The sequence below is a fragment of the Jatrophihabitans sp. GAS493 genome (assembly GCF_900230215.1).
GTDB lineage: Bacteria > Actinomycetota > Actinomycetes > Mycobacteriales > Jatrophihabitantaceae > MT45.
Map to the genome: position 1 here is coordinate 693,486 of NZ_LT907982.1, position 23,121 is coordinate 716,606.

Annotated in this window: 23 protein-coding genes; 12 read left to right on the forward strand and 11 right to left on the reverse strand. The window is 66.7% G+C overall.

All coding sequences use genetic code 11. The features are described from left to right. Nucleotides 1-55 precede the first annotated feature (55 nt). Nucleotides 56-922: an oxidoreductase gene (locus CPH63_RS03175; protein ID WP_096301535.1), complete on the forward strand. Its 867-nt coding sequence runs from the start codon at nucleotides 56-58 to the stop codon at nucleotides 920-922. Nucleotides 923-955: 33 nt separating this feature from the next. Here CPH63_RS03175 and CPH63_RS03180 read toward each other — a convergent pair whose 3' ends face one another. Continuing rightward, the gene (locus tag CPH63_RS03180; RefSeq protein WP_096301536.1) at nucleotides 956-2,398 is read right to left on the reverse strand and encodes a caspase family protein; all 1,443 of its coding nucleotides are present in this window, start codon (nucleotides 2,396-2,398) and stop codon (nucleotides 956-958) included. Then, nucleotides 2,371-2,790 (reverse strand): hypothetical protein, encoded by a 420-nt coding sequence (locus CPH63_RS03185; RefSeq protein ID WP_096301537.1) that lies wholly within the window; start codon nucleotides 2,788-2,790, stop codon nucleotides 2,371-2,373. The genes CPH63_RS03180 and CPH63_RS03185 overlap by 28 nt, the downstream gene beginning before the upstream one ends. A 246-nt stretch (nucleotides 2,791-3,036) precedes the next feature. Between CPH63_RS03185 and CPH63_RS03190 the strand changes: the two genes are divergently transcribed. The 4 genes from CPH63_RS03190 (at nucleotide 3,037) to CPH63_RS03205 (ending at nucleotide 7,791) form a co-directional block, all read left to right on the forward strand. Then, the gene (locus tag CPH63_RS03190) at nucleotides 3,037-4,971 is read left to right on the forward strand and encodes a hypothetical protein (RefSeq protein ID WP_157749238.1); all 1,935 of its coding nucleotides are present in this window, start codon (nucleotides 3,037-3,039) and stop codon (nucleotides 4,969-4,971) included. Nucleotides 4,972-4,993: 22 nt separating this feature from the next. After that, nucleotides 4,994-7,003, forward strand: coding sequence for an ATP-binding protein (locus CPH63_RS03195; RefSeq protein WP_157749239.1), 2,010 nt, complete (start codon nucleotides 4,994-4,996; stop codon nucleotides 7,001-7,003). 50 nt (nucleotides 7,004-7,053) lie between these two features. Next, nucleotides 7,054-7,284, forward strand: a complete 231-nt coding sequence (locus tag CPH63_RS03200) for a PIN domain-containing protein (RefSeq protein ID WP_197704549.1) — start codon at nucleotides 7,054-7,056, stop codon at nucleotides 7,282-7,284. A gap of 192 nt (nucleotides 7,285-7,476) precedes the next feature. Beyond that, complete coding sequence (locus CPH63_RS03205; RefSeq protein ID WP_206745636.1) at nucleotides 7,477-7,791, forward strand: SRPBCC family protein; 315 nt, start codon at nucleotides 7,477-7,479, stop codon at nucleotides 7,789-7,791. Nucleotides 7,792-8,064: 273 nt separating this feature from the next. Here CPH63_RS03205 and CPH63_RS22030 read toward each other — a convergent pair whose 3' ends face one another. Together CPH63_RS22030 and CPH63_RS03215 are read right to left on the reverse strand one after the other, a co-directional pair. Beyond that, entirely contained in the window at nucleotides 8,065-8,343 is a 279-nt protein-coding gene (locus tag CPH63_RS22030; protein ID WP_157749240.1) for a hypothetical protein, read from the reverse strand. Between the two features lie 10 nt (nucleotides 8,344-8,353). Further along, nucleotides 8,354-9,136, reverse strand: a complete 783-nt coding sequence (locus CPH63_RS03215) for a hypothetical protein (protein ID WP_096301542.1) — start codon at nucleotides 9,134-9,136, stop codon at nucleotides 8,354-8,356. 399 nt (nucleotides 9,137-9,535) lie between these two features. Here CPH63_RS03215 and lon point away from each other — a divergent pair, with 399 nt between their 5' ends. The 3 genes from lon to CPH63_RS03230 all read left to right on the forward strand — a co-directional run bounded on the left by lon (nucleotide 9,536) and on the right by CPH63_RS03230 (nucleotide 13,074). Then, on the forward strand, nucleotides 9,536-11,872 hold the full coding sequence (lon, locus tag CPH63_RS03220) for an endopeptidase La (protein WP_096301543.1): 2,337 nt from the start codon (nucleotides 9,536-9,538) through the stop codon (nucleotides 11,870-11,872). A 105-nt stretch (nucleotides 11,873-11,977) separates the two neighbouring features. Further along, nucleotides 11,978-12,442: a GNAT family N-acetyltransferase gene (locus tag CPH63_RS03225; protein ID WP_096301544.1), complete on the forward strand. Its 465-nt coding sequence runs from the start codon at nucleotides 11,978-11,980 to the stop codon at nucleotides 12,440-12,442. Then, complete coding sequence (locus CPH63_RS03230; protein ID WP_096301545.1) at nucleotides 12,439-13,074, forward strand: TMEM175 family protein; 636 nt, start codon at nucleotides 12,439-12,441, stop codon at nucleotides 13,072-13,074. Before CPH63_RS03225 ends, CPH63_RS03230 begins: the two co-directional genes overlap by 4 nt. On the opposite strand, the gene CPH63_RS03235 is transcribed toward CPH63_RS03230, so the two are convergent. From CPH63_RS03235 to CPH63_RS03255, 5 genes are read right to left on the reverse strand one after another with little or no spacing between them, the layout of a single operon-like run. Next, the gene (locus tag CPH63_RS03235; RefSeq protein WP_096301546.1) at nucleotides 13,067-13,273 is read right to left on the reverse strand and encodes an RNA-binding S4 domain-containing protein; all 207 of its coding nucleotides are present in this window, start codon (nucleotides 13,271-13,273) and stop codon (nucleotides 13,067-13,069) included. The genes CPH63_RS03230 and CPH63_RS03235 overlap by 8 nt on opposite strands. Nucleotides 13,274-13,286: 13 nt before the next feature. Continuing rightward, nucleotides 13,287-13,655: an FKBP-type peptidyl-prolyl cis-trans isomerase gene (locus tag CPH63_RS03240; protein WP_096301547.1), complete on the reverse strand. Its 369-nt coding sequence runs from the start codon at nucleotides 13,653-13,655 to the stop codon at nucleotides 13,287-13,289. A 7-nt stretch (nucleotides 13,656-13,662) separates the two neighbouring features. Beyond that, on the reverse strand, nucleotides 13,663-14,133 hold the full coding sequence (locus tag CPH63_RS03245) for an NUDIX domain-containing protein (protein ID WP_096301548.1): 471 nt from the start codon (nucleotides 14,131-14,133) through the stop codon (nucleotides 13,663-13,665). Beyond that, a complete protein-coding gene (locus tag CPH63_RS03250) occupies nucleotides 14,127-14,303 on the reverse strand; it encodes a hypothetical protein (protein WP_157749241.1) in 177 nt (58 codons plus the stop codon). The genes CPH63_RS03245 and CPH63_RS03250 overlap by 7 nt, the downstream gene beginning before the upstream one ends. Before the next feature lie 32 nt (nucleotides 14,304-14,335). Next, nucleotides 14,336-14,704: a hypothetical protein gene (locus CPH63_RS03255; protein WP_096301550.1), complete on the reverse strand. Its 369-nt coding sequence runs from the start codon at nucleotides 14,702-14,704 to the stop codon at nucleotides 14,336-14,338. Nucleotides 14,705-14,806: 102 nt separating this feature from the next. Between CPH63_RS03255 and CPH63_RS03260 the strand changes: the two genes are divergently transcribed. The 4 genes from CPH63_RS03260 (at nucleotide 14,807) to CPH63_RS03275 (ending at nucleotide 17,594) form a co-directional block, all read left to right on the forward strand. After that, nucleotides 14,807-15,697: an Fpg/Nei family DNA glycosylase gene (locus tag CPH63_RS03260; protein ID WP_096301551.1), complete on the forward strand. Its 891-nt coding sequence runs from the start codon at nucleotides 14,807-14,809 to the stop codon at nucleotides 15,695-15,697. Nucleotides 15,698-15,712: 15 nt separating this feature from the next. Next, the gene (locus CPH63_RS03265; protein WP_096301552.1) at nucleotides 15,713-16,060 is read left to right on the forward strand and encodes a rhodanese-like domain-containing protein; all 348 of its coding nucleotides are present in this window, start codon (nucleotides 15,713-15,715) and stop codon (nucleotides 16,058-16,060) included. A 194-nt stretch (nucleotides 16,061-16,254) separates the two neighbouring features. Continuing rightward, nucleotides 16,255-17,082, forward strand: a complete 828-nt coding sequence (locus CPH63_RS03270; RefSeq protein ID WP_241895794.1) for a glycerophosphodiester phosphodiesterase family protein — start codon at nucleotides 16,255-16,257, stop codon at nucleotides 17,080-17,082. Between the two features lie 113 nt (nucleotides 17,083-17,195). Then, nucleotides 17,196-17,594: an ATP-binding protein gene (locus CPH63_RS03275; RefSeq protein ID WP_096301553.1), complete on the forward strand. Its 399-nt coding sequence runs from the start codon at nucleotides 17,196-17,198 to the stop codon at nucleotides 17,592-17,594. Between the two features lie 45 nt (nucleotides 17,595-17,639). Here CPH63_RS03275 and CPH63_RS03280 read toward each other — a convergent pair whose 3' ends face one another. Together CPH63_RS03280 and CPH63_RS03285 are read right to left on the reverse strand one after the other, a co-directional pair. Beyond that, a complete protein-coding gene (locus tag CPH63_RS03280) occupies nucleotides 17,640-22,406 on the reverse strand; it encodes an NAD-glutamate dehydrogenase (RefSeq protein WP_096301554.1) in 4,767 nt (1,588 codons plus the stop codon). A gap of 120 nt (nucleotides 22,407-22,526) precedes the next feature. Further along, nucleotides 22,527-23,111 (reverse strand): HhH-GPD-type base excision DNA repair protein, encoded by a 585-nt coding sequence (locus CPH63_RS03285; protein WP_096301555.1) that lies wholly within the window; start codon nucleotides 23,109-23,111, stop codon nucleotides 22,527-22,529. Nucleotides 23,112-23,121 lie beyond the last annotated feature (10 nt).

Sequence of the window (23,121 nt, forward strand, 5' to 3'; positions counted from 1 at the left end):
GCTGCTCTGAGGTGAAGGCTCGGTGCTGGAACATTCAGTCCGTGGAAGGAAGACCATGACGACCGCACTCTCAGCCGGCACCCTAACCCTCGCCGACGACCTCACGATCACCCGGATGGGCTACGGAGCGATGCAGCTGGCCGGCCCCGGTGTCTTCGGACCGCCGCGGGACCGCAGCGAGGCGATCGCTGTGCTGCGGGCCGCAGTTGACGCCGGAGTGACGCACATCGACACCAGTGACTTCTACGGCCCGCAGGTCGTGAACGAGATCATCAAGGAGGCGCTGTACCCCTACCCTGAGGATCTCCACATCGTGACCAAGGTCGGCGCCCGCCGTGGCGCCGACGCATCCTGGAACCCGGCGCTCGGCCGGGATGATCTGATTCTGGCCGTGCACGAGAACATCTCCCGTCTCGGACTCGAGGCGATGGACGTGGTGAACCTCCGACTGCACACCCACCTGCCGATCTCTGAAGACTCGATCGCCGAGGAGTTCGCGGTACTGGCCGAGTTGCGGGAGCAGGGACTGATCCGGCACCTCGGGTTGAGCGAAGCGTCGAGCGCCCAGCTCACCGAGGCACTGACGATCGCCCCGGTGGTGACCGTCCAGAACCTGTACAACGTGGCCAACCGGCAGGACGACGAACTCGTCGCTCGCTGCGAGCGGGAGGGTATCGCCTTCGTGCCCTACTTCCCGCTCGGCGGGTTCTCGCCGCTGCAGGCCGACGAACTCGACGCGGTGGCGGCCTCGCTCGACACGACCAAGCAGCAGGTCGCCCTGGCCTGGCTGCTGCAGCGCTCGCCGGCGATCGCGCTGATCCCGGGGACCTCGTCGCGGGAGCATCTGCGGGAGAACCTGGCCGCGGCGGACCTGACCCTCCCGGCCGCGGCGATCGCCGAGCTGGACGCGATCGGCGGGTAGCCCGCCGACGGACAGCTCAGGGGGCTAGCTCCGTTAGGTCTTGGCCGAGATCTGAACCGCGCAGTCGTCCTTGTTGAGATAGACCGTGGAGCGGCCGAGCGGGTCAAGGGTCACCGACTTCGTGCCGGCGGGTGCCTTGGCCACGCTGATCTCCTGCCCATCCACCGGGTTGTAGAGGCGGAAGGTGCACTCCGAGCTGTCCTGGAAGTCCTTGATCTCCACCAGCACCGTCGCCGGCGCGGCGAAGCTGTCGGTATCCAGGTCGTCCGTCTGCGTGAATGGAAGGACAGCCGACCCGGCACCGGCCAGCGCAGCGACGACACAGCCGCGGTCAGTGGTCTCCCAGGTGAAGGGACCCGTCTCGCTGACCTGCTTGGTGATCCGCTGGTAGGTAATCGGCAGCGACACCACTTCGTGAGTCGTCGAGTTGGTCAGCCTCAGCGTGCAGCCGACATCGTTCGCTTGAATGTCGTCAGTGACTCGCAGCCGCCACGGCGCGGTGGCGGTGTAGCTACCGCTGCCCGGGTTCAGCGAGGGGAGCGGTGTCTGGCCGCCGTTCGATCCCGAGCCGCCTGAACCTGAGCCGCCGTTGGTCAGCGCAATCACTACGCCGATCACTGCGGCGAAGACCACCGCGCCGGCTCCGATCAGCAGCGGACGGTTGGGGCGGCGGCGCGTCTGAATGGTTTCGGGTCGAGCGTCCGGTCGCTCAGCCGGTGGCGTTTGAGCCGGAGAAGACGGGGGATTGACTCGCTCTCGCTCCGAACGGCGCGCCAGCCGAACATCACCGTCGCCGTCGACCCGGCGCTGCGGGATCTGCTTCCCCTCGCGGCGGAGTTGCTCGTCGACGTAGGTGTACAGGTCGGTGAAGGTGATGAAGCCGTCGTCGTTCTGGTCGAGATCGGCATCCAGGAGTCCGTCGATGAGGTGCTGGGTGAAGGCGCTCGTGCCGTTGTCGATCGTCGCGTCATTCGCCAGCTGAGTGCCCCGGCAACTGGAGAGGACGTAACGCCCGGGTCCGGCCACCGATTCGCCGAGGTCCCCGCCGCGGAATGCCCCGGCGTAGCAACAGTCAAGAATTATCACGGTGTTCTGAGCCCGCGACGCTTCGGCGAACTCGTTGATACGGGCGCTGCTCACCGCCGTCGAGAGCAACTGACCGGATTCGGTGTCCTGCACGCACAGGTGTAGACGTCCGCTCTGGTCGAGCTTGCCGTGGCCGCTGAAGTAGAGCAGCAGCACGTCGTCGCGGGAGGCGCTGTCGAAGAAGGTGCCCAGGGCGCGGATCACTCGGGCCGAGGTGGCTTCGGGTAACAGGGTCACGTCCACATCGGCGAAGAGCCCGGTTGTGCGGTCGACCAGGGCGCGATTGAGCGCGGCGATGTCCTTCACCGGCCCTTTCAGCGTCTGCAGATTGTGCTCGTCGGCCGGGTAGGTCGAGTTGCCGATCAGGAGTGCGCGGTACCGTCCGGCCATCCCGATCCCCCCACCCGATGGGCGGCCGCGGCGGCGATCGCCCGAACGGAGTCGATGTCGATCGCCTCGCCGGTGAGGCTGACGAAATGGTCCACGCCATCGTCGTCCCAGCGGACCTCGATGCGGCGGCCGCGGTCGCGACTGAGCCAAGCCCGGAACGATTCGACCGCGGCGGTGAAGGCACCGGCACTGCCGAGGGCGACGATGAGTTCGTCGACGCCGCCCTTCGAGCCGGTGAACGGACGTGACTGCACGCGCGTGTCGACGATCCCGTGCAGTTCGGATTGATAGGCGTTCACCTGGCTGCGCCAGCGGTCGTCATCGGGGTAGTAGTCGCTGCTGCGCAGCTCGACGGACAGCTCGAAGGTCGTATTCGAATCGTCTGTGGACATCCCACACCCCTTGCTAGGTGGGCCGATTTTACCAACGCATCGGCACGCAAAGCGAGGAGTCCGAGCGACCCTGCGCTGATACACGGCTCATTGCACGCTGGAACTGCTCGCGCCATAACGGCGCCGCCTGTTCGCGTGGAGGGTTGGGCGGCGACGACAGAGAGTAGATACTTGTTCACACTGACGGACCGGTGAGCACTCACTGCACGCTCAGCCGAGCGAAGGTCTAGGGAGAGGTGAGCGCCCGTGACGCGCATGCAGGGCCAGAAACAGCTCAGCCACGATCCCGACGAGCAGGAGGGTGAACGAACACCGGCTGAGAAGCCGAAGGGCACCGCCGCGCTCAGCGGGCTCGCCAATGCGAAGCCGGGCATCACATTCGCCCAAAGCTGGTCCGACGTGACCCGAGGTGCTCCGTCCGCAACCTTGACCAAAGCGATCAATGAGCATCAGCGCTGCAAGATGGGCCTGGGTTCGCTGGGGCAGAAGCTCGCGGGCCTGAATCTGCCGCCGAATACCGTTGACATCTTCGGGCTCCGGCTCGACCTGATCAGGAGCAAACTCGCCGAATTCGAGGGCGCCGAGATCTCTGTCAAGGATCGCCAGCAGGCGATCGCCACGATCATGAGCATCTTCGGACTCATGAACGGCATCTGGCATGACGCCGTCGCCGCCCACCAGGAGAAGCTCCGTCAGGACGCGGCGGACGAGAAGGAGCGCCTACGCCGGGAGCAGGAGGAGAAGAACAAGCTGCCGGCCGACTTCGGCGGCAAGCCGGCCACCTACGACAAGGCGAAGACTCTTGCCGCCGGCCTGGCCAAGCCCGCCTTCGACCAGGCCTCCGAGTCGATAGCCACCACGAAGAAGGAGGGCCTGAATGCCTTAGAAGCGAGCAAACCCAACGAGTGGGACGAGAAGCCGAAGAAGCGCCGGAATCAGAAGAACCAGCCTAAGAAGCAGGAGCCGAAGGCGCAGACGGCAGAGGACTTCGAACTGGCGGCAGCCTCGGCGTTGAAGGTGGCCGAGGATCAGCGGGATTCGACTATCAACAGCGTCGTCGCCAAACTGGGCACCGTCGCCTCGTCAGCCAGCGGAAAGAAGCTCGACGACTCGATCTTGATGGAGATCTTCGGTCTGGGCCACGGCAACATCTCGCTCTGCCAGACCCTGACCGACGTCGCGGCGACCGCGGGGGGCCTTCGGCTGGCCCAGGATGTCGCGGCCGAGAAGGATGCGGCCGGAGTGGGTCGGGAGTGCCTGCGTCTGATCACGCTGAAGGTTGACCCGGCGTTCGTAGTCGCCCCGGCTCGGTTGCTCGCCCGCGCTGGTGGTGGCTCATTCGCCCCGTGGCTCTGCAGCCTGATCGGCGGAAACGACTTCGTCACGGCCACCAAGTTTGCCGGCGAGCATCTCTCCTGCCTGAACGTGGTACCGCTGGTGGCGCCGCAACTGGGATTCAGTCAGTTGGCCCACGACCTGGTCAGTTGGCTCGGCGAACGGCAGGAGAACACCGGCGACGTTACCTGGCTGTTGAACTTCCAGGCGCAAGACACATTCCAAACGTTCGTGGCGACGATAGTCAAGGGCAGTCTTTCAATCGGCGATTTCCGCAGTGTCTTCACGAAGGCGGGGGCCAAGTTCACCTTCGATGAGCTGAGCCCCCTCTGTATCAGCTTTCGCGCCCAATTGCCGACCCTGGAACTCGCACTAGCCGACGCACCCGCCCATCAAATGCGCTTCGTCAGCCTGGCCGCATCTATCGGCACGGGAAGCGACGTAACCCTCAAGAATGCGATGAAGGCGGAATCGTTCCTCTTCCACAAGACTGCCGGATTCGCCATCAATTGGAAGGTCGACAAGCCGGATATTCCGTACGGACGCGACGAAGATGGCGAGTACTACGCCGCCAACGTCGCCGGCGACAACCGCCTCGGCCGTCTATACATGACCTTTCCAGGCGTGACGGCGGAGATGTTCATACACACTCATTGGATGGCCACCAAATCGGGCAACATCACGTCGATGCACGTGAAGACCCTCGACAGGGCCGGTGGCCAGAACGGCACCGAATTGAACAAATTCCCCGCCCTTTTCTCGTTGCTTCCGAAGGAAATCGCGCGGGTTCAGGACCTCTCGCCTCATGTGGGCCCCACGCTGTTCTGGACACCACCGAAGCGCTGAGGTGCGTCCTGTGCATTTGCCTATGAGCGATCTGATCGATGGCCTCACCGTGGCCGGAAAGCGGCGACATGACCAGTCGTGGGGAGATTGGCGGCAGGCCGATTCCTTCGATGCCGCAGTCTCGGTTCTGACTGAGGACTACCTGTCCGGCACTGACGAGAACGTGCAGGCCGATCGCGTTGACATGGTGGCGGCGACCTTCGGGCTTGATCTGATCGATGCCGGACTGCTGTGGTCCATCGCCGCCCCCGACCTGGACGCGTCGGTCGCGCTGGCCTACGGGGCGCTGCGCGATAGCGGCGGCACGAGTGCGGCAACGGTGGCGCTGGCCCTGGAACTCGCGGCCATTCCCACCAATTCACGCGAGGCGTTCGCTCGGCTTGGCCCTGACTCACCACTCTCCGCTCATGGCCTGATCGAAGTCATCGAGGGCGACACCTGGCTGACCAGCACGCTGCGAACCCCCAACATCGTCACGGCCACTCTGGCCGGAGCCGAGCCGAAGGATCAGCTCGTCAGTCGCCTGCAGTGCACCCTGAGCCCGCTGTCGCTGCCCGGCGGGATTCAGGTTCAGCGAGCCCTGCAGCAGGGTGAGCCACTGATCTGGATCCATGCCCCATCCGGGAGTGCCGGCGATTCGATGGCCGCCGGTGCCGTCGAGGCGACCGGACAGGGATGGCTGGCGATCGATGCCCGGCGCTGTACGGCGGCCGCCACATCGACATCGGCGAACCGAATTGTGCGCGGAGTGCTGGGCGAAGCTATGGCCCGCGCGGCTCGCGTGGCCGGTTTGCGTGGACGCGCACTCATCGTCATCGGTGGCGAGCACCTGGCGGAGGCGGCCGTCGACGGAGATCTGGACGCTTTCGCCGTACTCGCCGCGGCAGCGATCCCGGTGGTGATCGTCGGTGCGACCGCCTGGACGTCCAGCTGGATGACCCGGCGCCCGCTGACGGTGACCGCCGAGCCACTTACCGCCGCGGAGCGGATTGAGCTCTGGGGCCGCGAAGTCGGTCCGATGGTCGAGCGCGACCACGCGCTGCGCCAGAATCTGGCCGGTCTGCGGCTCAGTCCGGAGGATGTCGCTGAGACGGCTCGGTACGCCCGGCTACTGGCCGCCAGTCAGGCTCGCGAACTCGATGCCGCGACGGTGCGGGAGGCCGCCCGGGAGATCGGCGGATCGCGCAGCGCCCGGGGCGGGCGGGTGCGCACCGATCCCGTCGGAGGTGAAGGGCCGACCTACGACGACCTCCTGCTTCCGGAGCGCGCGATCGCACCGATCCGGCAGCTGGTGACCTGGGCGCGTCACCGCAACGAGGTGACCGCCCATGGCCCGCTGCGGCACCGTGGGCGCGGGCTCACGGCGCTCTTCGCGGGCAGCCCCGGAACCGGCAAGACGCTGGCGGCCCACGTCGTCGCCGAACAGCTTTCGATGGAACTCTTCCAGGTCGATCTCGTGGGAATTGTGGACAAGTACATCGGCGAGACCGAGAAGAATCTGGAGCGGGTCTTCCGCGCGGCCGAGTCACTCGACGTGGTTCTCTTCTTCGACGAGGCCGACGCGCTCTTCGGCAGCCGATCCGAGGTCAGCGACGCTCACGATCGCTACGCCAATCAAGAGGTCGCATACCTACTTCAGCGCATGGAGCAGTTCGACGGTGTCACGATTCTGGCCACCAACCTGCGCGGGAATCTCGACCGCGCATTCTCCCGCCGGATGAGCTTCATCGTCCACTTCCCGGACCCGGATCCCGAGACCCGCAGACGGCTCTGGCACCATCACCTCGCCCAGATCACGCTCGATGCCGACGATCCGGTTCGCGTCGCCAACCTGGGTGACGAACTTGCCCTCACCGGCGGCGATATCCGCAATATCGTGCTGGCCGCGACCTACGACGCGACGGCGGCCGGCGAACCGGTTGGGATGCGCCACATCGTCGCCGCCACCACGAGCGAGTTTCAGAAACTCAGCCGAGTGCTACCCGAAGATGCGCTGCGGCGCCTCTACGCGCGGCGGGATGACGAGAACTAGCCGGTGAGTGCGGCCCACGGCTGAAACTTGAAATCCGGGTACCTACCCACTTGAATGCACTCAACACCCTCTGGACTGAGATGGAGATCGTGGAACCGGATGACCGCCTGGTTCGCGCCGCCGCCGACATTGCGCTGACCCACGGACTGCGTGGCTACGACGCGATTCACTGCGCGTCCGCTCAGCAAGTTGCCGACGACGATCTGTTGGCTGCGGCTGGCGACGCACGCCTGCTCAGCGCGTGGATGGAATCGGGCACCTCAACCCACGACACGAATTAACCGTGAGGGCATCAGTCAAGTAGGGGCGGCGAGATGGTAGATCTACGCTTACCCGTGCGGTCTCTCCGTCTCGAAAGGATCATCAACGCTTCCGTCCAAGAATGCTTCGACCTGTCACTGTCGGTAGATGCCCACACGGCGTCGATGGGTCTGTCAGATGAACGAGCGATCTCGGGCGTAACGAGCGGGACCATGAAGATGGGTGAGAGTGGGACGTGGCACGCGCGCCACTTCGGGCTTCCGTTCCGCATGATGTCGATGATCACCGCGTTCGAGCGCCCAACGCGCTTCGTTGACGAGCAAACACGAGGACCGTTTCGCTTCGGGTGGCACGAGCACACCCTCGAAGCGCAGGAATCTGGAGCCACACTCATGGTGGACAGGGTGGAATTCAAGTCCTCGCTCGCGCCACTCGGGACCACCGCCGACCGCGTCGTGCTCGACAAGTACATGCACAACCTTCTACGTCAACGAAACGATTGGCTCAAGGTTGCGCTGGCGGGATGACGGCCGAGCTACCCTGGCTCGCCACATGGACTCACGTTCCGTGAGGCGGAGCGACGACTACGTGGGGCCGCGCCCTCATTCGATGGTCAGCAGGTCCAACCGCCGGTGCGGTCGCTAAGGGGCAACGCACACTGATTGATGGTGTGTGAGCTTCTGGACCGCCAGTCCTCGTACTTGTTGCTGGCCGGTGCAGCTGCGAGGAGCAGAGTCGCACTGGCGAGCAGGCCGATGATCCAGAACGTGCGACGACGGGAAGTGCCAACATCGGTAATGTCAGCCATCATTATGTCCCCGTCGTAACGGTACAAGGTCCTGAATTTCTTCGGAGAAAATAAGTACATTGGGGCACCGGTCCGACGCCCATTCGATCACGTCGGCCTGCGGCCCGATAAATTCCTCGTGGCCGTTGTTTGCGTCTTGAGCCCAGACAGCGCGCCAGTCGCTGGAGCGCCCGACCGGTTGGAGCACGACGTTTGGAGTGAAGTCGGGGTTGGGGCTAGGTTCAGCGAGCGCGTCGCCGTCGGTGACAAAATCCTGATAAGGGATTTTCATGAGTTAGAGCCTATCCGTTGTAACCGGCGGCGGCGTAGCTGCCGGGGAGGGCAGAAGCGGTGGAGAACCGGTAGATCGCCTTGTCTGGTGCGTGCATGACTGGACTTCGTTGATACGCCCACCAGTACCCTTCGTACCCTGACAGCTTCCACGACGTCTCGATCACCATGTTGTGGTCGTAGTTGTGATTGTCGTACAGGTTGCATCCGCCGGGGTAGCTGACCAGGTAGCTGGCCGAGGCGGCCGGCCTCGTGTTTGGACCGCATGAATGCACAAGCGATCCGCCGTTGGCTTTGCCAACGGCACCGTTATACAAGGCCCCACTGAAGATGGTGTTGACCGTGTAGTTCGAGTTACGTGATTGCACCGGGGAGGCGACGGTTTGGGCACCGGTGAGGTGCCACTCGATGAGAATATGTTCGTTGCCGAGGACTTTGGCACCGATTCCGTAGGTGATCGTCGTGGTGTTGAACTCAGCGAAGAAGTCATTGAAGACTGTCCAGCAGCCGTGGTTGTCGCAGAACACCGAGCGTGATGGTGTGGCGTCTGGTGAGACACTGGGGGTTGCAACGGAGGACGTGTCGATGCAGGCCCAAGCGCCGGATCGTTCGGCTGGCTTCTTGGTGCACTGGATGGCAGGCGTCGCACCACTGGGGCTGGCGAAGTCGGTGTAGGGCACCGCGCTGATGGATGTCGCCGAAGCCACGGTTGTCAGGGTGCCGGAAATGGCGATCACGGCGACGCAGACGGCGATGATCAGATAGCGAATTGTGAACCTCTTCTGCCGTGGCATAGCCCCTCCAAGCTGTGTCGGCGCGGCAGTCGCAGTGTCGAAGCCGCGGTGCCGGAGTGGGAAGAGACTTACATAGACTGCTACCGCTAGTCAAGACACGAACACCCATAGTTCCCGCGCCTGCGCTGGGCCTACGGAATCTCCGAGCTAGCTGCCAAGCATCGGAGACGCCCGATCTACGGCAGTGCGGGTCCGTCGTTTGCGACGGGGGAGTTTCCTCCCGAGATCCGGCAAGAAGACTTCCCCGATTCCGACCGAGCAAGTGGCCGCTCATCACGGTGTCGCACGACGACCCACACCGGTCAGTTCGCCGAGAGCGATCACCCCTGGGAGCCGGAACAACGACCCCGCCGCCGGACTTGAGCCTCTATGACTCAATTCCCTGAAGGGGACAAGTACATGACGAAGACCCTTGAACTTCCGGTTCTCTCCCTGACCGACCAGGTCATCCTGCCTGGCATGGTCGTACCGATCGAGCTCGATGAGAAGGCCCAGGCGGCGGTCGACGCCGCGCAGGCCGGCTCCGACGACACGCTACTGATCACCGCTCGCCTCGCCGACCGCTACCCGACTTTCGGCGTGGTGGCGACGATCGAGCAGATCGGCCGACTCCCGGGCGGCCGTCCCGGTGCGGTGCTGCGGGCTGAGGCACGCGCCCGCATCGGGCACGGCGTAACCGGCGTCGGCGCCGCCCTCTGGGTCGAGGCCGAACTGGTCGAGACCCCGCCGGCCACCGAGCAGACGAAGGAGCTGGCCGACGAGTACAAGAAACTCGTCGTAGCCGTTCTGGAACGTCGCAACGCGTGGCAGATCATCGACTCGGTCAAGCAGATCACCGACCCGTCGACGCTGGCCGACACCGCCGGTTGGGCCTCCTACCTGACTCCCGAGCAGAAGCGCCAGGTGCTGGAGACGCCCGACATCTCCGAGCGTCTGGGGGCGCTCATCGAGTGGACCCGCACCCACCTGGCCGAGCAGGAGGTCACCGAGAAGATCCGCGATGACGTCCGTGAAGGCATGGAGGCCAGCCAGCGGGAGTTCCTGCTGCGCCAGCAACTCGCGGCGATCCGCAAGGAGCTCGGCGAGGGCGAGCCGGAGGGCGCCGATGACTACCGCGGACGCGTCGAGGCCGCCGATCTACCCGAGAAGGTAAGGGAAGCTGCGCTGCGCGAGGTCGGCAAACTGGAGCGGGCCAGCGAGCAGAGCCCGGAGTCCGGATGGATCCGCACGTGGTTGGACACGGTGCTGGAGCTTCCCTGGAGCGTGCGCACCGAAGACAGCACGGACGTGGCTGCGGCTCGGGCCGTCCTCGACGCCGATCACCACGGCCTGGACGACGTGAAGGACCGCATCACCGAGTACCTGGCCGTCCGCGCCCGGCGGGCCGAACGGGGCCTGTCGGTCGTCGGCGGCCGTGGCTCCGGTGCCGTGCTGGCCCTGGCCGGCCCGCCCGGGGTCGGCAAGACGTCGCTCGGCGAGAGCGTCGCCCGGGCCCTGGATCGCAAGTTCGTCCGGGTCGCGCTGGGCGGCGTCCGGGACGAGGCGGAGATCCGCGGTCACCGGCGCACCTACGTCGGCTCGCTGCCCGGACGCATCGTCCGGGCGATCGCGGAGGCCGGCTCGATGAACCCGGTGGTGCTGCTGGACGAGGTCGACAAGCTCGGCTCGGACTTCCGCGGTGACCCCGCGGCGGCCTTGCTCGAGGTGCTCGACCCGGCTCAGAACCACACGTTCCGCGACCACTACCTGGAGATCGAACTGGATCTCTCCGACGTGCTCTTCATCGCCACCGCCAACACGGTCGACCAGATCCCCGGCCCGCTGCTGGACCGGATGGAACTGGTGACCCTGGACGGATACACCGAGGACGACAAGGTCGCCATCGCCCGTCAGCACCTGCTGCCCCGGCAGCTGGAGCGCAACGCGCTGAGCAGTGACGATGTGGAGATCTCCGACGAGGCGCTACGACAGATCGCGTCCGACTACACCCGCGAGGCGGGTGTGCGGCAGCTGGAGCGAGGCATCGGCAAGGTGCTGCGCAAGGTGGCCACCAAGTTGGCCGGCGGTGCGGAATCTCCTTTGATCATCGGGGAATCCGAGCTGCGCGACTACCTCGGGCGGCCGCGTTTCACGCCCGAGACGGCTGAGCGTACCTCCGTCCCCGGGGTGGCCACCGGCCTGGCCGTCACCGGTCTGGGCGGCGACGTCCTCTTCATCGAGGCCGCCGCGCCCGAGCAGGCCGGAGAGTCGAAGGCAGGGCTGACCCTGACCGGCCAGCTCGGCGACGTGATGAAGGAGTCGGCGCAGATCGCGGTCTCCTACCTCCGTTCGCACGCCAGCCAGCTCGGCATCGACGCAGCGGCGCTGGAGCGTTCGGTGCACATCCACGTGCCGGCCGGGGCGGTGCCGAAGGACGGCCCGTCGGCCGGAGTCACGATGGTGACCGCGCTGGCCTCACTGGCCACCGGACGTCCGGTTCGCTCGGACGTCGGGATGACCGGCGAGGTGACCCTGAACGGTCGGGTGCTGCCGATCGGCGGGGTCAAGCAGAAGCTGATGGCGGCCCAGCGAGCCGGACTGAAGACGATCTTCCTGCCCGCTCGCAACGAGCCGGATCTGGACGACGTGCCGGCCGAGGTGCTGGAGGCGCTGGACGTCCGCCTAGTCGCCGACGTGGCCGACATCGTGGCCCAGGCCTTGGAGGCCACCACTCAGGAGGCCACGCAGGCCGCCTAACCCTCCACCTAGCCCTCCACCTAGCCCTCCACTTTTGGCACAGCGACAGGGACTATCCCTGTCGCTGTGCCAAAACCGGTTGGGGTGGCGGCTTACGCTCTCCCCATGCCCGACCCGAATTGGATCGTCACCGACCTCCGCCCCACCGATCACGACACCTGGCAGCGGCTCTACACCGGTTACTGCGACTTCTACGAGGTGCCGGCCAACGCGGAGAAGCTAGACCGGGTCTGGGGCTGGCTCAACGACCCGACCCACGAGGTCAACGGGATCGTGGTGCGCAGACACGAGGACGCACCCGCGTCCGGGCTGGCTCACTATCGGGCCTTCGCCCGCCCGCTCCACGGCGCCATCGGCTGCTACCTCGACGATCTCTTCGTCGCCCCGCAAGACCGAGGCAGCGGCGCGGTCGACGCACTACTGGCGCAACTGCGACACCTAGCTCGCACCAACGGCTGGGACGTGGTGCGCTGGATAACCTCCGACACCAACATCCGCGCCCGCACCGCCTACGACCGGGTGGCCACGGCCACCAACCTCATCACCTACAACATGTCGCCGCAGGAATGAGCAGCGTCGACTCGCGCCCCACCAAGGCCCGGATGGAGGCGTTCAGTGACGGCGTCTTCGCCGTCGCGATCACCCTGCTGGTGCTGGACATCAAGCTCCCCGAAGTCGACGCGCACGCCAGCCTCTGGCACGCGCTTGGGCACAACTGGTCGCACTACCTGGCCTACGCGATCAGCTTCCTGACGATCGGCGTCATGTGGGTCAACCACCACAACATGCTGCACACGGTTGAGTTCGCCGACCACGGCCTGCTGTACAGCAACCTCGGGCTGCTGGCCGTCATCGCCTTCATCCCGTTCCCGACGTCGGTGCTCTCGGAGTACGTGCGCGACGGCTCCTCCGAGCACCTGCAGGCGGCGGTCGGGCTCTACGGGCTCACCATGATCGCCCTCGGCACGACGTTCTCGCTGATGTGGCTGCACATCTACCATCACCCCGAGATCCGGCGGCGCGGCACGACGAACGCCCTTATCCGCAAGGACGTCCTGCGCTCCTGCGGCGGCACGGCCTGCTACGCGACGGGCACCCTGATCGGGATCTTCCTGCCCTACCTGGCCCTGGCCATCTTCGCCGGGCTGGTCGTTCTCTTCGCCGTCGCCCGGCCGGCGACGGCGCGAGCGACCGTCAGCTGACGAGCAGCTCCTCGACGCCGACCCGCACCCGGTCACCCCGCACCAGCTGCCGACCCCGGCGAAGCTCCACCTCGGAGTTCACCAGAACCTCGCCCGAGGCCAGCAGTTCCTTCACGTCCGACCCGTTCTGAACCACGTCGGCCAGCTTCAGCAGCTGCCCGAGACGGATCGAGTTCTCCCTGATCGGCACCTCGCGCATTGCGCTAGTCCGCTTAACGGACGCCGAGCAGGTCAATGACGAAGATGAGTGTCTTTCCAGAGAGTCGGTGGCCCGACCCGGCCGGCCCGTAGGCCTTCTCCGGCGGGATGGTGAGCTGGCGACGGCCACCCACCTTCATGCCGGGGATGCCCTCCTGCCAACCCTGGATGAGTCCCTGCAGTGGGAACTCGATCGATTCGCCGCGGTTCCATGACGCGTCGAACTCGGCGCCGCTGTCGTGCTCGACACCGACGTAATGCACCTTGACCGTCGCGCCGGCTACCGCCTCAGCGCCTTCACCGACGACGATGTCCAGGATGTCGAGATCCTCGGGCGCATCTCCGGCTGGGAATTCGATGACTGGCTTCTCGAGATTTGTCATGCCTCCATCAAACCGCACGGGACGCATCGAGCAGACCCTGGGCCACCAGTAGTTCCATCAACCGGATATCGGCCGGGGCCGTGATCGGGCCGTCGGAGAGGGCCAGCCAGCGCAGTTCGGCTATCTCCGACGCCGGGGCCGCCGGCGGCGAGCCGGGCAGCGGGTCGGCGAAGAAGCAGAGCATTCGCACCTGGCGCCCCTCGTGCACGCCATGGGCCGGCGCCTCGATGGTCGCGGCCAGGCGCAGCGACGACGGATCCAGCAGCACGCCCAGCTCCTCGCGCACCTCGCGCAGCAGCGCCTCGGCGTCACTCTCCCCCGGCTCGCGCTTGCCACCGGGGACGTAGAACGCGCTGTTGCCACGGGTGCGTACGTGCAGCAGCAGCCCGTCCCGCAGGCAGACCCAGGCCACCACGTCCAGCGGCGGCCGGCCGGCCGGTGGCTGCGCGTCCGGTACTTGCGCGTCGGGTGTCAGCATCGGAACTGCAGCAGAGCCTTGGCGAAACCGGCCGTCTGATACAGGTACTGGTAGGCCCATTCGACCGGTGAGATCCGCTCCGAACTCGCCGCCACCATGCTGATCTGCGCGCCGTCGGTGCAGTTGTTCAGGATGAACCGGGCCCGCGTGATGTGGTACTTCGAGGTCACCACGGCGAGCGACGTCCAGCCGTTCGCGCTGATCAGTTTCTGCAGCTCGCGCCCTCACCCCGCGTGGTCGGCGGGTCGGGGTGGAAGCAGTGCACGGTGATCCCGGCCGGCGGGTTCCGGCAGAGCGCGTTCGCCGCCCGCTGCTTGACGCTGTTCACCGAGATCACCAGATTCGTGGCTACGCCGTCGTCAAGCAGAGTCATCGCCTCCTTCAACCGCGCCGCACCGGGTGGGCCGAGCACGACCACCGCGTCGGCCTTCGTCGGCGAGTCCACCGAGGGGAAGACCAGCAGCATCGTGCAGGCCGCGAGCCAGACGGCCACCAGCGCGAGCAGCGCGACGAGCACCTTCCGGCGCCGGCTGAACCGGGCTCGCTCGGCGTTGTGTTCACCCCCCGGCACGACTTCAGGCTAGCCGGGCCGGTTTCCGCAGATCGCGCTGGGCGAACGCCGATCGGGTGCCCGGGCCTGCCGAAACCCGCCGATCCCGCTTAGGCTCGTAAGGTGCCCGAACTTCCTGAGGTAGAGGCGTTGGCCGCCTTCCTGCGCGAGCGCGCGGTAGACCGCACGGTGATGCGGATCGACGTCGCGTCCTTCAGCGCGGTGAAGACCTTCGACCCGCCGCTGTCGGCCCTTTACGGCGCACCGATCACCGGCGCCGGCCGGCACGGCAAGTTCCTCGACATCGACGTCAGCGGGCTGCATCTGATCACGCATTTCTCCCGGGCCGGCTGGCTGCAGTGGCGCGACTCGCTGCCGGCCGCGCCCCCTCGCCCGGGCGGCAAGGGGCCGATCGCGCTACGGCTGCACCTGGCGCCGGAGTTCGACGAGGCCACCGGGCAGGAGGGACCGGTCAGTGGCTTCGACCTCACCGAAGCCGGCACCCAGAAGCGGCTGGCCGTCTACCTGGTCCGCGACCCGCTGGAGGTACCGGGCATCGCTCGGCTCGGCCCGGACGCCCTCAGCCTCGACGAGGCGGAGTTCGCCGAGTTGCTGCGCTCGCACCGGGCCCAGGTCAAGGGCGTGATCACCGACCAGAATGTGCTGGCTGGAATCGGCAACGCCTACTCCGATGAGATCTTGCATGCGGCCCGTCTCTCGCCGTTCAAGAACACCGCGAAACTCACCGATGACGAACTGGCCCGGCTCTTCGAGGCGATGCGAGCCGAGCTGACCGAGGCCGTGCAGCGCTCGGTCGGGCAGAAGGCTGCGACCCTGAAGGGCGAGAAGCGCAGTGGCCTCGCGGTGCACGGGAAGGCCGGTCTGCCGTGCCCGGTCTGCGGCGACACGATCGGGGAGGTCTCCTTCGCCAGCAAGTCCTTCCAGTACTGCCCAACCTGTCAGACCGAGGGGCGCGGGCTGGCCGACCGGCGGATGTCCCGGCTGCTCAAGTAGGGCAGACTGGTCAGAATGCATCCCCATCACCAGATCCCCACGGTCGACGTCAGCGAGATCTCCGGCGACGCCGTCCTGCTGGACGTCCGCGAGGACTTCGAATGGAACGCCGGGCACATCGACGGTGCGCTGCACGTCCCGATGAACGACCTGCCGCAGCGCCTCTCCTACGATGCCGGCGCCATCACCCCGGACGCCAACGTGGTGGTCGTCTGCAAGATGGGCGGGCGTTCGGCTCAGGTCACGGCCTGGCTCAACCAGCAGGGCTACCGCGCGACCAACCTCGAGGGCGGCATGCTGGCCTGGGCCACCGCCGGTAAGCCGATGATCAGCGAGGATGGCACGCCACCGCAAGTGGCGTAACCGAACCATTCCGCCACGCGGCGCCGATTTCACCGGTTGGTCATGACGCGGCCACCTTCACCAGGCAAGATGAAGCCGTGCCCCCGCGCGAACGGCTTCGAAGCCCGCTGACGCGCCCCACTCCCACCAGCGTGGTGCGTGCCCGAATATCTCAACGAACCCGGCCCCCACTCCCCCGGGTCGAGCGCCCGCTCGTGGTCGCGCACCGCGGCTCGTCCTTCGACGTCGCGGAGCACACCCTGGCCGCCTACAAGGCGGCGATCGACGGCGGCGCGGACGCACTGGAGTGCGACGTTCGCATGACCCGCGACGGCCATCTCGTCTGTGTCCACGACCGGACGGTGAACCGCACCTCCGATGGGCGGGGCGCGGTCAGTTCGATGGATCTGAAGCGGTTGGAGAGCCTGGACTTCGCGTCCTGGCGGACTGACGCGTACCTGGCCGACGTTGCTCCGGACGAGGACAACCATGGGCGCGTCCTCACCCTGGACGCGCTGCTGACGCTGGTCCGGGATGCTCCGCGGCCGGTTCGACTGCTGATCGAGACCAAGCACCCGACCCGCTACGGCGGCCTGGTCGAGATCGAGGTGGTGAAGGCACTGCACCGCTTCGGCTGGGCCGGCGAGCTCGGTGATCTGAACGGGGAACCGAGCCGTCCACGCCCGTTCGATCAGGACCGGGCCAAGGCCGCACCGGTCACCGTGATGAGTTTTGCTCCGCTGGCGCTGCGCCGGATCCGGCTGCTCGCACCCGATCTGCCCACGGTGCTGCTCAGCGAGCGGTTGCTCCCGGGGCGCCGCGACGGTTCGCTGCCGGTCGGCGTTCCGATCAGCGGACCGGGCCTGCACATCCTGCGATCCAACCCCGGTTACGTCGACCGGGCGCACGCTCGCGGCTCATTTGTCTATGTGTGGACTGTGGACGAACCCGATGACATTGACTACGTTCTGCACCTCGGGGTGGACGCCGTCATCTCGAATCGTCCGGATTTGGTGCTGTCGCGGCTGGCTCAGGTTAAATGAGTGTGCAACCATAACTGCAACCGACCGCGGTCGAGGTTTACCGATCGTGACGCTTGGGCATAAGAGTTCGTATCAGGCTGGACAGCCGGTCGAACAAGGGAAGGGGCGCGCACATGTTCACGACATGGGCTTCCCCCGACGCGGACAGTGTGACTGCGGTTCGGCACGGACTGGCCCGAAATCTGCAGATGCTCTCGCTCGCTCCAGAGATCATCGACGACGCTGAGTTGGTGCTCGGCGAACTGCTGGTCAACTCCATCCGCCACGCCCGCCCGCTGGACTCCGGGCGGATCGAGGTCGCCTGGGATCTGCGTGATGACGCGGTCGTGCTGCGGGTGACCGACGGTGGAGGCGCGGAGACCCCTCACGTGCGCGAAACCGGCACCTTCGAATCCGGTGGACGCGGTCTGCGGATCGTGCAGGCGCTGGCCGACCGGTGGGGCGTGATCCGCTCGGACGCGACCAGCACCGTCTGGGCCGAGCTCGCACTGGGAAACGCAGCAGCCTCCTAACTGGCCGCGCTCACGACAAGACCGGACAGCTGTTCCCAATGCCGCTCAGACGGGGAGGCTTCGCATTACGCGAAGCGCCACCGACAGCGTGGCGAGGTCGACGTTGTCCCGGGCGAGCCCTTCGCCGATCGTGGTCAGCGTCCGGTTCACCCGCTCGACGTTGGCATCGCGCCACTGCTCCAGCCGCTCGGCCGGGCTCTCGGTGGCCGGGGTGCTGGCCAGCACCCCCCGCGTGATCGCCGACAGCGCCGCGTAGACGTCGTAGCGCAGCGCGGCTCGAGCCAGCGCCGACCAGCGATCGTCGCGGGGCAGCGCGGTGATCATGTTCAGCAACTCGTCGACCCGAAACAGCTCCGAGGCCTGGAAGTGCAGGGCCGCCACCTGCTCGGCCGGCTGGTCGGTGGCCACCGCGATCTCGACAACGTCCAGCAGCAGGAACGCCGTGAGCAGTTCCGCGGTCCGCAGCGCGATCTCGTCCGGCAGCCCGTCATCCTTCAGCCGCTGGATCTCGCCCTCCAGGTTGGCCCGCTCGACCGAACCGAGCAGCCCGAGCACCTTCGGAGTCAGCGCGGCGATCGTCGGGCCGAATCGCTCGACCTCGCGGGCCACTTCGGCGATCGGGAACCGCACGTCGACGAACCAGCGGGTGGCCCGGTCGATGAGGCGCCGAATCTCCTGGTAGCCCGCACACTGAGCCGCCGTCGGCACCACGTTGTCCAGCGCCTCGATGTCGCGCCAGAGCGCGTCGAGGCCGAAGACCTCCCGCACCAGCGTGTAGGCGCGGGCAATCTGGGCCACGTCGGCCCCGGTCTCCTCGACGACCCGATGAACGAAGGTCGCGCCGCTGCGATTCACCATGTCGTTGACGACGCAGGTGGTGATGATCTCCCGGTGCAGCGGATGGCTCTGCAGCCCGCCCTCGGCGCGCTGCAGGATCTGCGGCGGGAAGTATCCACTGAGCACACGCTGGAACCACGGCTCGTCGGGGAGCGTGGAGTCGTCGATGCGCGCGGCCAGCGTCATCTTCGCGTACGCGACGAGCACCGCGAGCTCGGGCGAGGTGAGCCCGTCGCCGGCCGAGCGGCGGGCGGCCAGCTCCTTCTCCGTGGGCAGGAACTCCAGCGCCCGATCCAACTGCCCCGATTTCTCCAGCGTGTTGATGAAGCGGGCATGCACGCTGATCATCTTGCGGGCATTGCCGCGACCGATCCCGAGGAGAACGTTCTGCTCGTAGTTGTCGCGCAGCACGTGCTCGGCGACCGCGTCGGTCGCCGAGGCCAGCAGGACGTTGCGTTCCTCGGCCGGCAGGGTCTTCGCGGCCACCATGCGGTCGAGCAGAATCTTGACGTTCACCTCGTGGTCGGAGGTGTCCACGCCGGCCGAGTTGTCGATCGCATCGGTGTTGATCCGCCCGCCGTTGCGGGCGTATTCGATCCGTCCCGGCTGGGTGAAGCCCAGATTGCCGCCCTCGCCCACCACCGCCGCCCGCAGCTGATTGCCGTCGATGCGAACCGCGTCATTCGCCTTGTCCCCGGCCGCCGCGTGTACCTCGGTCGAAGCCTTCACGTAGGTGCCGACTCCGCCGTTGAAGAGCAGGTCGACCCGGGCGGTGAGGATGGCCCGGATCAGCGCCTGGGGCGTCATCGTCGGCTCGTCACCCTCGATGCCGAGCGCGGTTCGGACCTCGGGCGAGATCGGAATCGCCTTCAAAGTACGGGGAAAGACCCCTCCGCCCTCGGAGATGAGACTGCGGTCGTAGTCACCCCAGCTCGATCGCGGGAGGTCGAAGAGCCGCCTCCGCTCGGGGAAGGAAGCGCTTGCGACCGGGTTCGGATCGAGGAAAATGTGCCGGTGGTCGAAGGCCGCGACGAGACGGATGTGCTCCGACAGCAGCATGCCGTTGCCGAAGACGTCGCCGGACATGTCACCGATGCCGACCACGGTGAAATCGTCAGTCTGGGTATTGACGCCCAGCTCGCGGAAGTGGAACTTCACCGACTCCCAGGCGCCTCGGGCGGTGATCCCCATAGCTTTATGGTCGTATCCCACCGAGCCACCCGAGGCGAAGGCGTCACCCAGCCAGAACCCGTAGTCGATCGCGATGCCGTTGGCGATGTCGCTGAAGGTCGCGGTCCCCTTGTCGGCCGCCACCACCAGGTACGGGTCGTCAGTGTCGTAGCGGCGCACCCCATCGGGGACGACGACCTTCCCCGAACCGTCGGCGGCATAGTTGTCGGTGAGGTCGAGCATCCCGCGGATGAAGAGTCGGTAGCAGGCGATGCCCTCAGCCAGCCAGGCTTCCCGGTCGTTCTGCGGATCGGGCAGCTGCTTGCAGACGAATCCCCCCTTGGCCCCAACCGGGACGATGACGGCGTTCTTCACCATCTGCGCCTTCACCAGACCGAGGACCTCGGTGCGGAAATCCTCGCGCCGATCCGACCAGCGCAATCCACCCCGCGCGATCGCACCGAAGCGCAGATGCACCCCCTCCACCCGCGGCGAGTAGACCCAGATCTCATAACGCGGGCGCGGCTCCGGCAGCTCGGCCACCAGCCGCGGGTCGAGCTTGATGGCCAGCGCCGAACTGCTCTCGTGCTGGTAGGCGTTGGTGCGCAGGGTCGCCGAGATGAGGCCAAGCAGCGAGCGCAGGATCCGGTCCTGATCCAGGCTGGCGACGTCGCTGAGTGCGTCGTTGATCTGTTCGAGCACCGGCCGGTCCACCGCCAGATCCACGTCCTGCGGGTTCGTTGCCCCGTTCGTGCCGGAGACGTGCGGCAGCCCCTCGCGTGACGGATCGAAGCGCACCTCGAAGAGCTCGACCAGCATGCGGGCGATCTGCGGATAGTCGGTCAGTGCCTGCACGACGTACCCCTGGCTGAACGGGATGCCGGCCTGCCGCAGGTACTTCACGTAGGCCCGCAAGACGTTCACCTGCCACCAGGTCATCCGTGCCCGCAGCACCAGTGCGTTCAGGCCGTCCTGCTCGATGTCCCCGCGCCAGAGCGAGCGGAGCGTGGCGATGACGTCGCTGGCCCGCTCGGCGTCAAGGTTCACATCGTGCGGTACGGCGAAGCCGAAGTCATAGATCCAGGCCTTCAGCGACCCGGGCCGATTCAATTCGTAGGGACGCTCGTCGAGGACCTCGATCCCCATCTGCGAGAGGATCGGCAGGGTCCGGGCCAGCGAGAGCGGACGTCCGGTGCGGTAGATCTTCAGCCGTCGATCGGCCTGTTCGCCCGCGGCTGGGGTGTAGAGCTGAAACGCCAACCCGTCCTCGGGCGGGAGGTCGTCCAGCCGGGATACATCCGTCACTGCGGTGCTGGCGCTGAAATCCGCCTTGTACGCCTCCGGGAACGCCCCGGCGTACTGCGGAAGGAGCCGGCGGGCGCGCTCCTCCCCGGCCGCGATGGTGAGAAGGTCGGCCAGATCGTCACTCCAGCGACGGGTCAGCCGGGCCACCTCGGCCTCGACGACCTGCCGGTCGGGCTGCGGCGTGGCCGCGTTCGGCCGGAGCGCGATGAGGAACTGCATTCGGGCCAGCCCGAGCTCGACGATCCGGTCGTCGCGGGAGATGACGGTGCCCGGCCAGTAGGACATCACCGTCTTGGCCACCTTTCGCCGCGTCTCCGGGCCGAGCCGGTCAGCCCCGAAATACACCAGCACGGTCACGAAGTCGCGGTTGAGGTGCACGCGGGCGAAGACGCCGACGCGATCCTGCTCGGCCCGATCCATCACCAGTTCGGCCAGCCGAAGCAGGTCGGTGGTCGGCGCGGCCAGCAGCTCGTCGCGGGGCAGCGTGCGCAGGGCGGCCAGCAGCTGACGCCCGGTGTGGCTGTTCGGCCGCACCCCGGAGCGGCGCATGATCTCGCCGACGCGCTTGCGCACGACCGGAACCCGAGCCATCCACTCCTCGCCGGTGTCGATGATGAGGCCCAGGAAAACATGGATGGTCTGCCCGGAACCGTCCTTGGCCGCGGTCACCACCGTGATGCAGTCATAACGGTCAGCGCGGCGCACCCGAGACACCAGGGGCGACTTGAAGATCACCAGCGGCGCTCCGCTGCGGAAGGCCGGGAGGATCTCCAGCGGGGATAGCTTGGTATCGCCCCGGAGAACGCCACGCAGCTCCCCCTCGGAGGGGTTTCCGCCACTAGCCAGTTCGTTGGCCGAGTAGGCGGCGTGCCCGACGATCATGCAGTTGCCGTCGACGAGCCAGCGCAGCAGTTCGCCGGCTTCGGCGCTGGTGGAGCGGTCGAACTGGCCGGGATCGGCGGCGAGACCGTCGGCCAGCGAGCGGGCCAGCGCGTACGTCTCGGGGGCGTCGTCGACCGCGAAGTGAACGTCCTGCAGCGCGAGTTCAAGCTCGGAGCGGACCAGCGACTCCTGCTCGACGCTGAGGGCCTCGACTTCGGTGTGGATCCAGGATTCGGTGATGACCCCGGGTGGCAGCTCGGCATCGTCGTCCAGGTCGAAGACCTCGACCAGATTCCCGTCGTCGTCGCGGCGCACCACGAGCTGCGGGTGCAGGACGGCCTCTACCTCGTACCCGAGCCGCTCCAGCTCGGCCCGCACCGAGTCGACCAGGTACGGCGCGTCATGCGTGACGATGTTGATCGCGGTGGTGTCGCCGTCGAGATGGGCGACGCTAACCAGATTCGCCTCGGCCGCCCGGACCCACCCGAGGGCAAGGTGATCCTGCGCCGCATCGTCGAGTTCGGCAACGCTGCGGTCGCTCAACTGGGCCTGGGCCTGGGCCAGATATCGGCGGAGGAAGACCTTCTTGAGGCTGTCGCTGCTGAGGTCATTCGTCATAGCTGGCTCATCGCGGTGCTCAACCTTTGTCAGGGTGTCGGCACACGTCGTTGTGGGCCGACCTCATGCATTCTTGCACTCAACTTGAGATTCGCCCGTTCGACCGACGCGTCGGCCCAGCTAATCGGCGGGCTGCATCGCCGCCTGTTTGAGTGCCTGCTTGGCCGCCTGTTTCGTGGCCCGCACGGCCTGCAGGGACTTGGCATCGGTCACATCAGCGACTGACCGCTGCGAACCCTCCTCGCCGTAGGCGCCGGCCGCCGCGCGCCAACCGGGTGGCTGAATCCCGAACTGTTTGCCCAGGAGCGCGGCGAAGATTCGCGCCTTCTGATCGCCGAAACCGGGAAGGGTGCCGATCCGGGCCACCAGCTCGTCGCCGTCCCGCACGCCGGCCCAGACACGCTGCGCGTTGCCGTCGTAGTCGGCTACCAGGATCTCGGCCAGCGCCTGGACCCGCTTGGCCATCGCCGCCGGGAAGCGATGCAGGGCAGGAGTCTGCCGGAAGATCTCCTCGAACCGCTCCGGATCGCAGGCGGCGATCTCGCGGGCGTCCAGGGTCACCGAGCCCATGCGTTCGGCGAGCACCGAGGGCGAGGTGAACGCCTTCTCCATCGGGATCTGCTGGTCCAGCAGCATCCCGATGAGCAGGGCCAGCGGATCGCGTTCGAGCAGTGCGTTGCCCTCGTCGGTGGTCGCCAGGTACATGACCCCATGC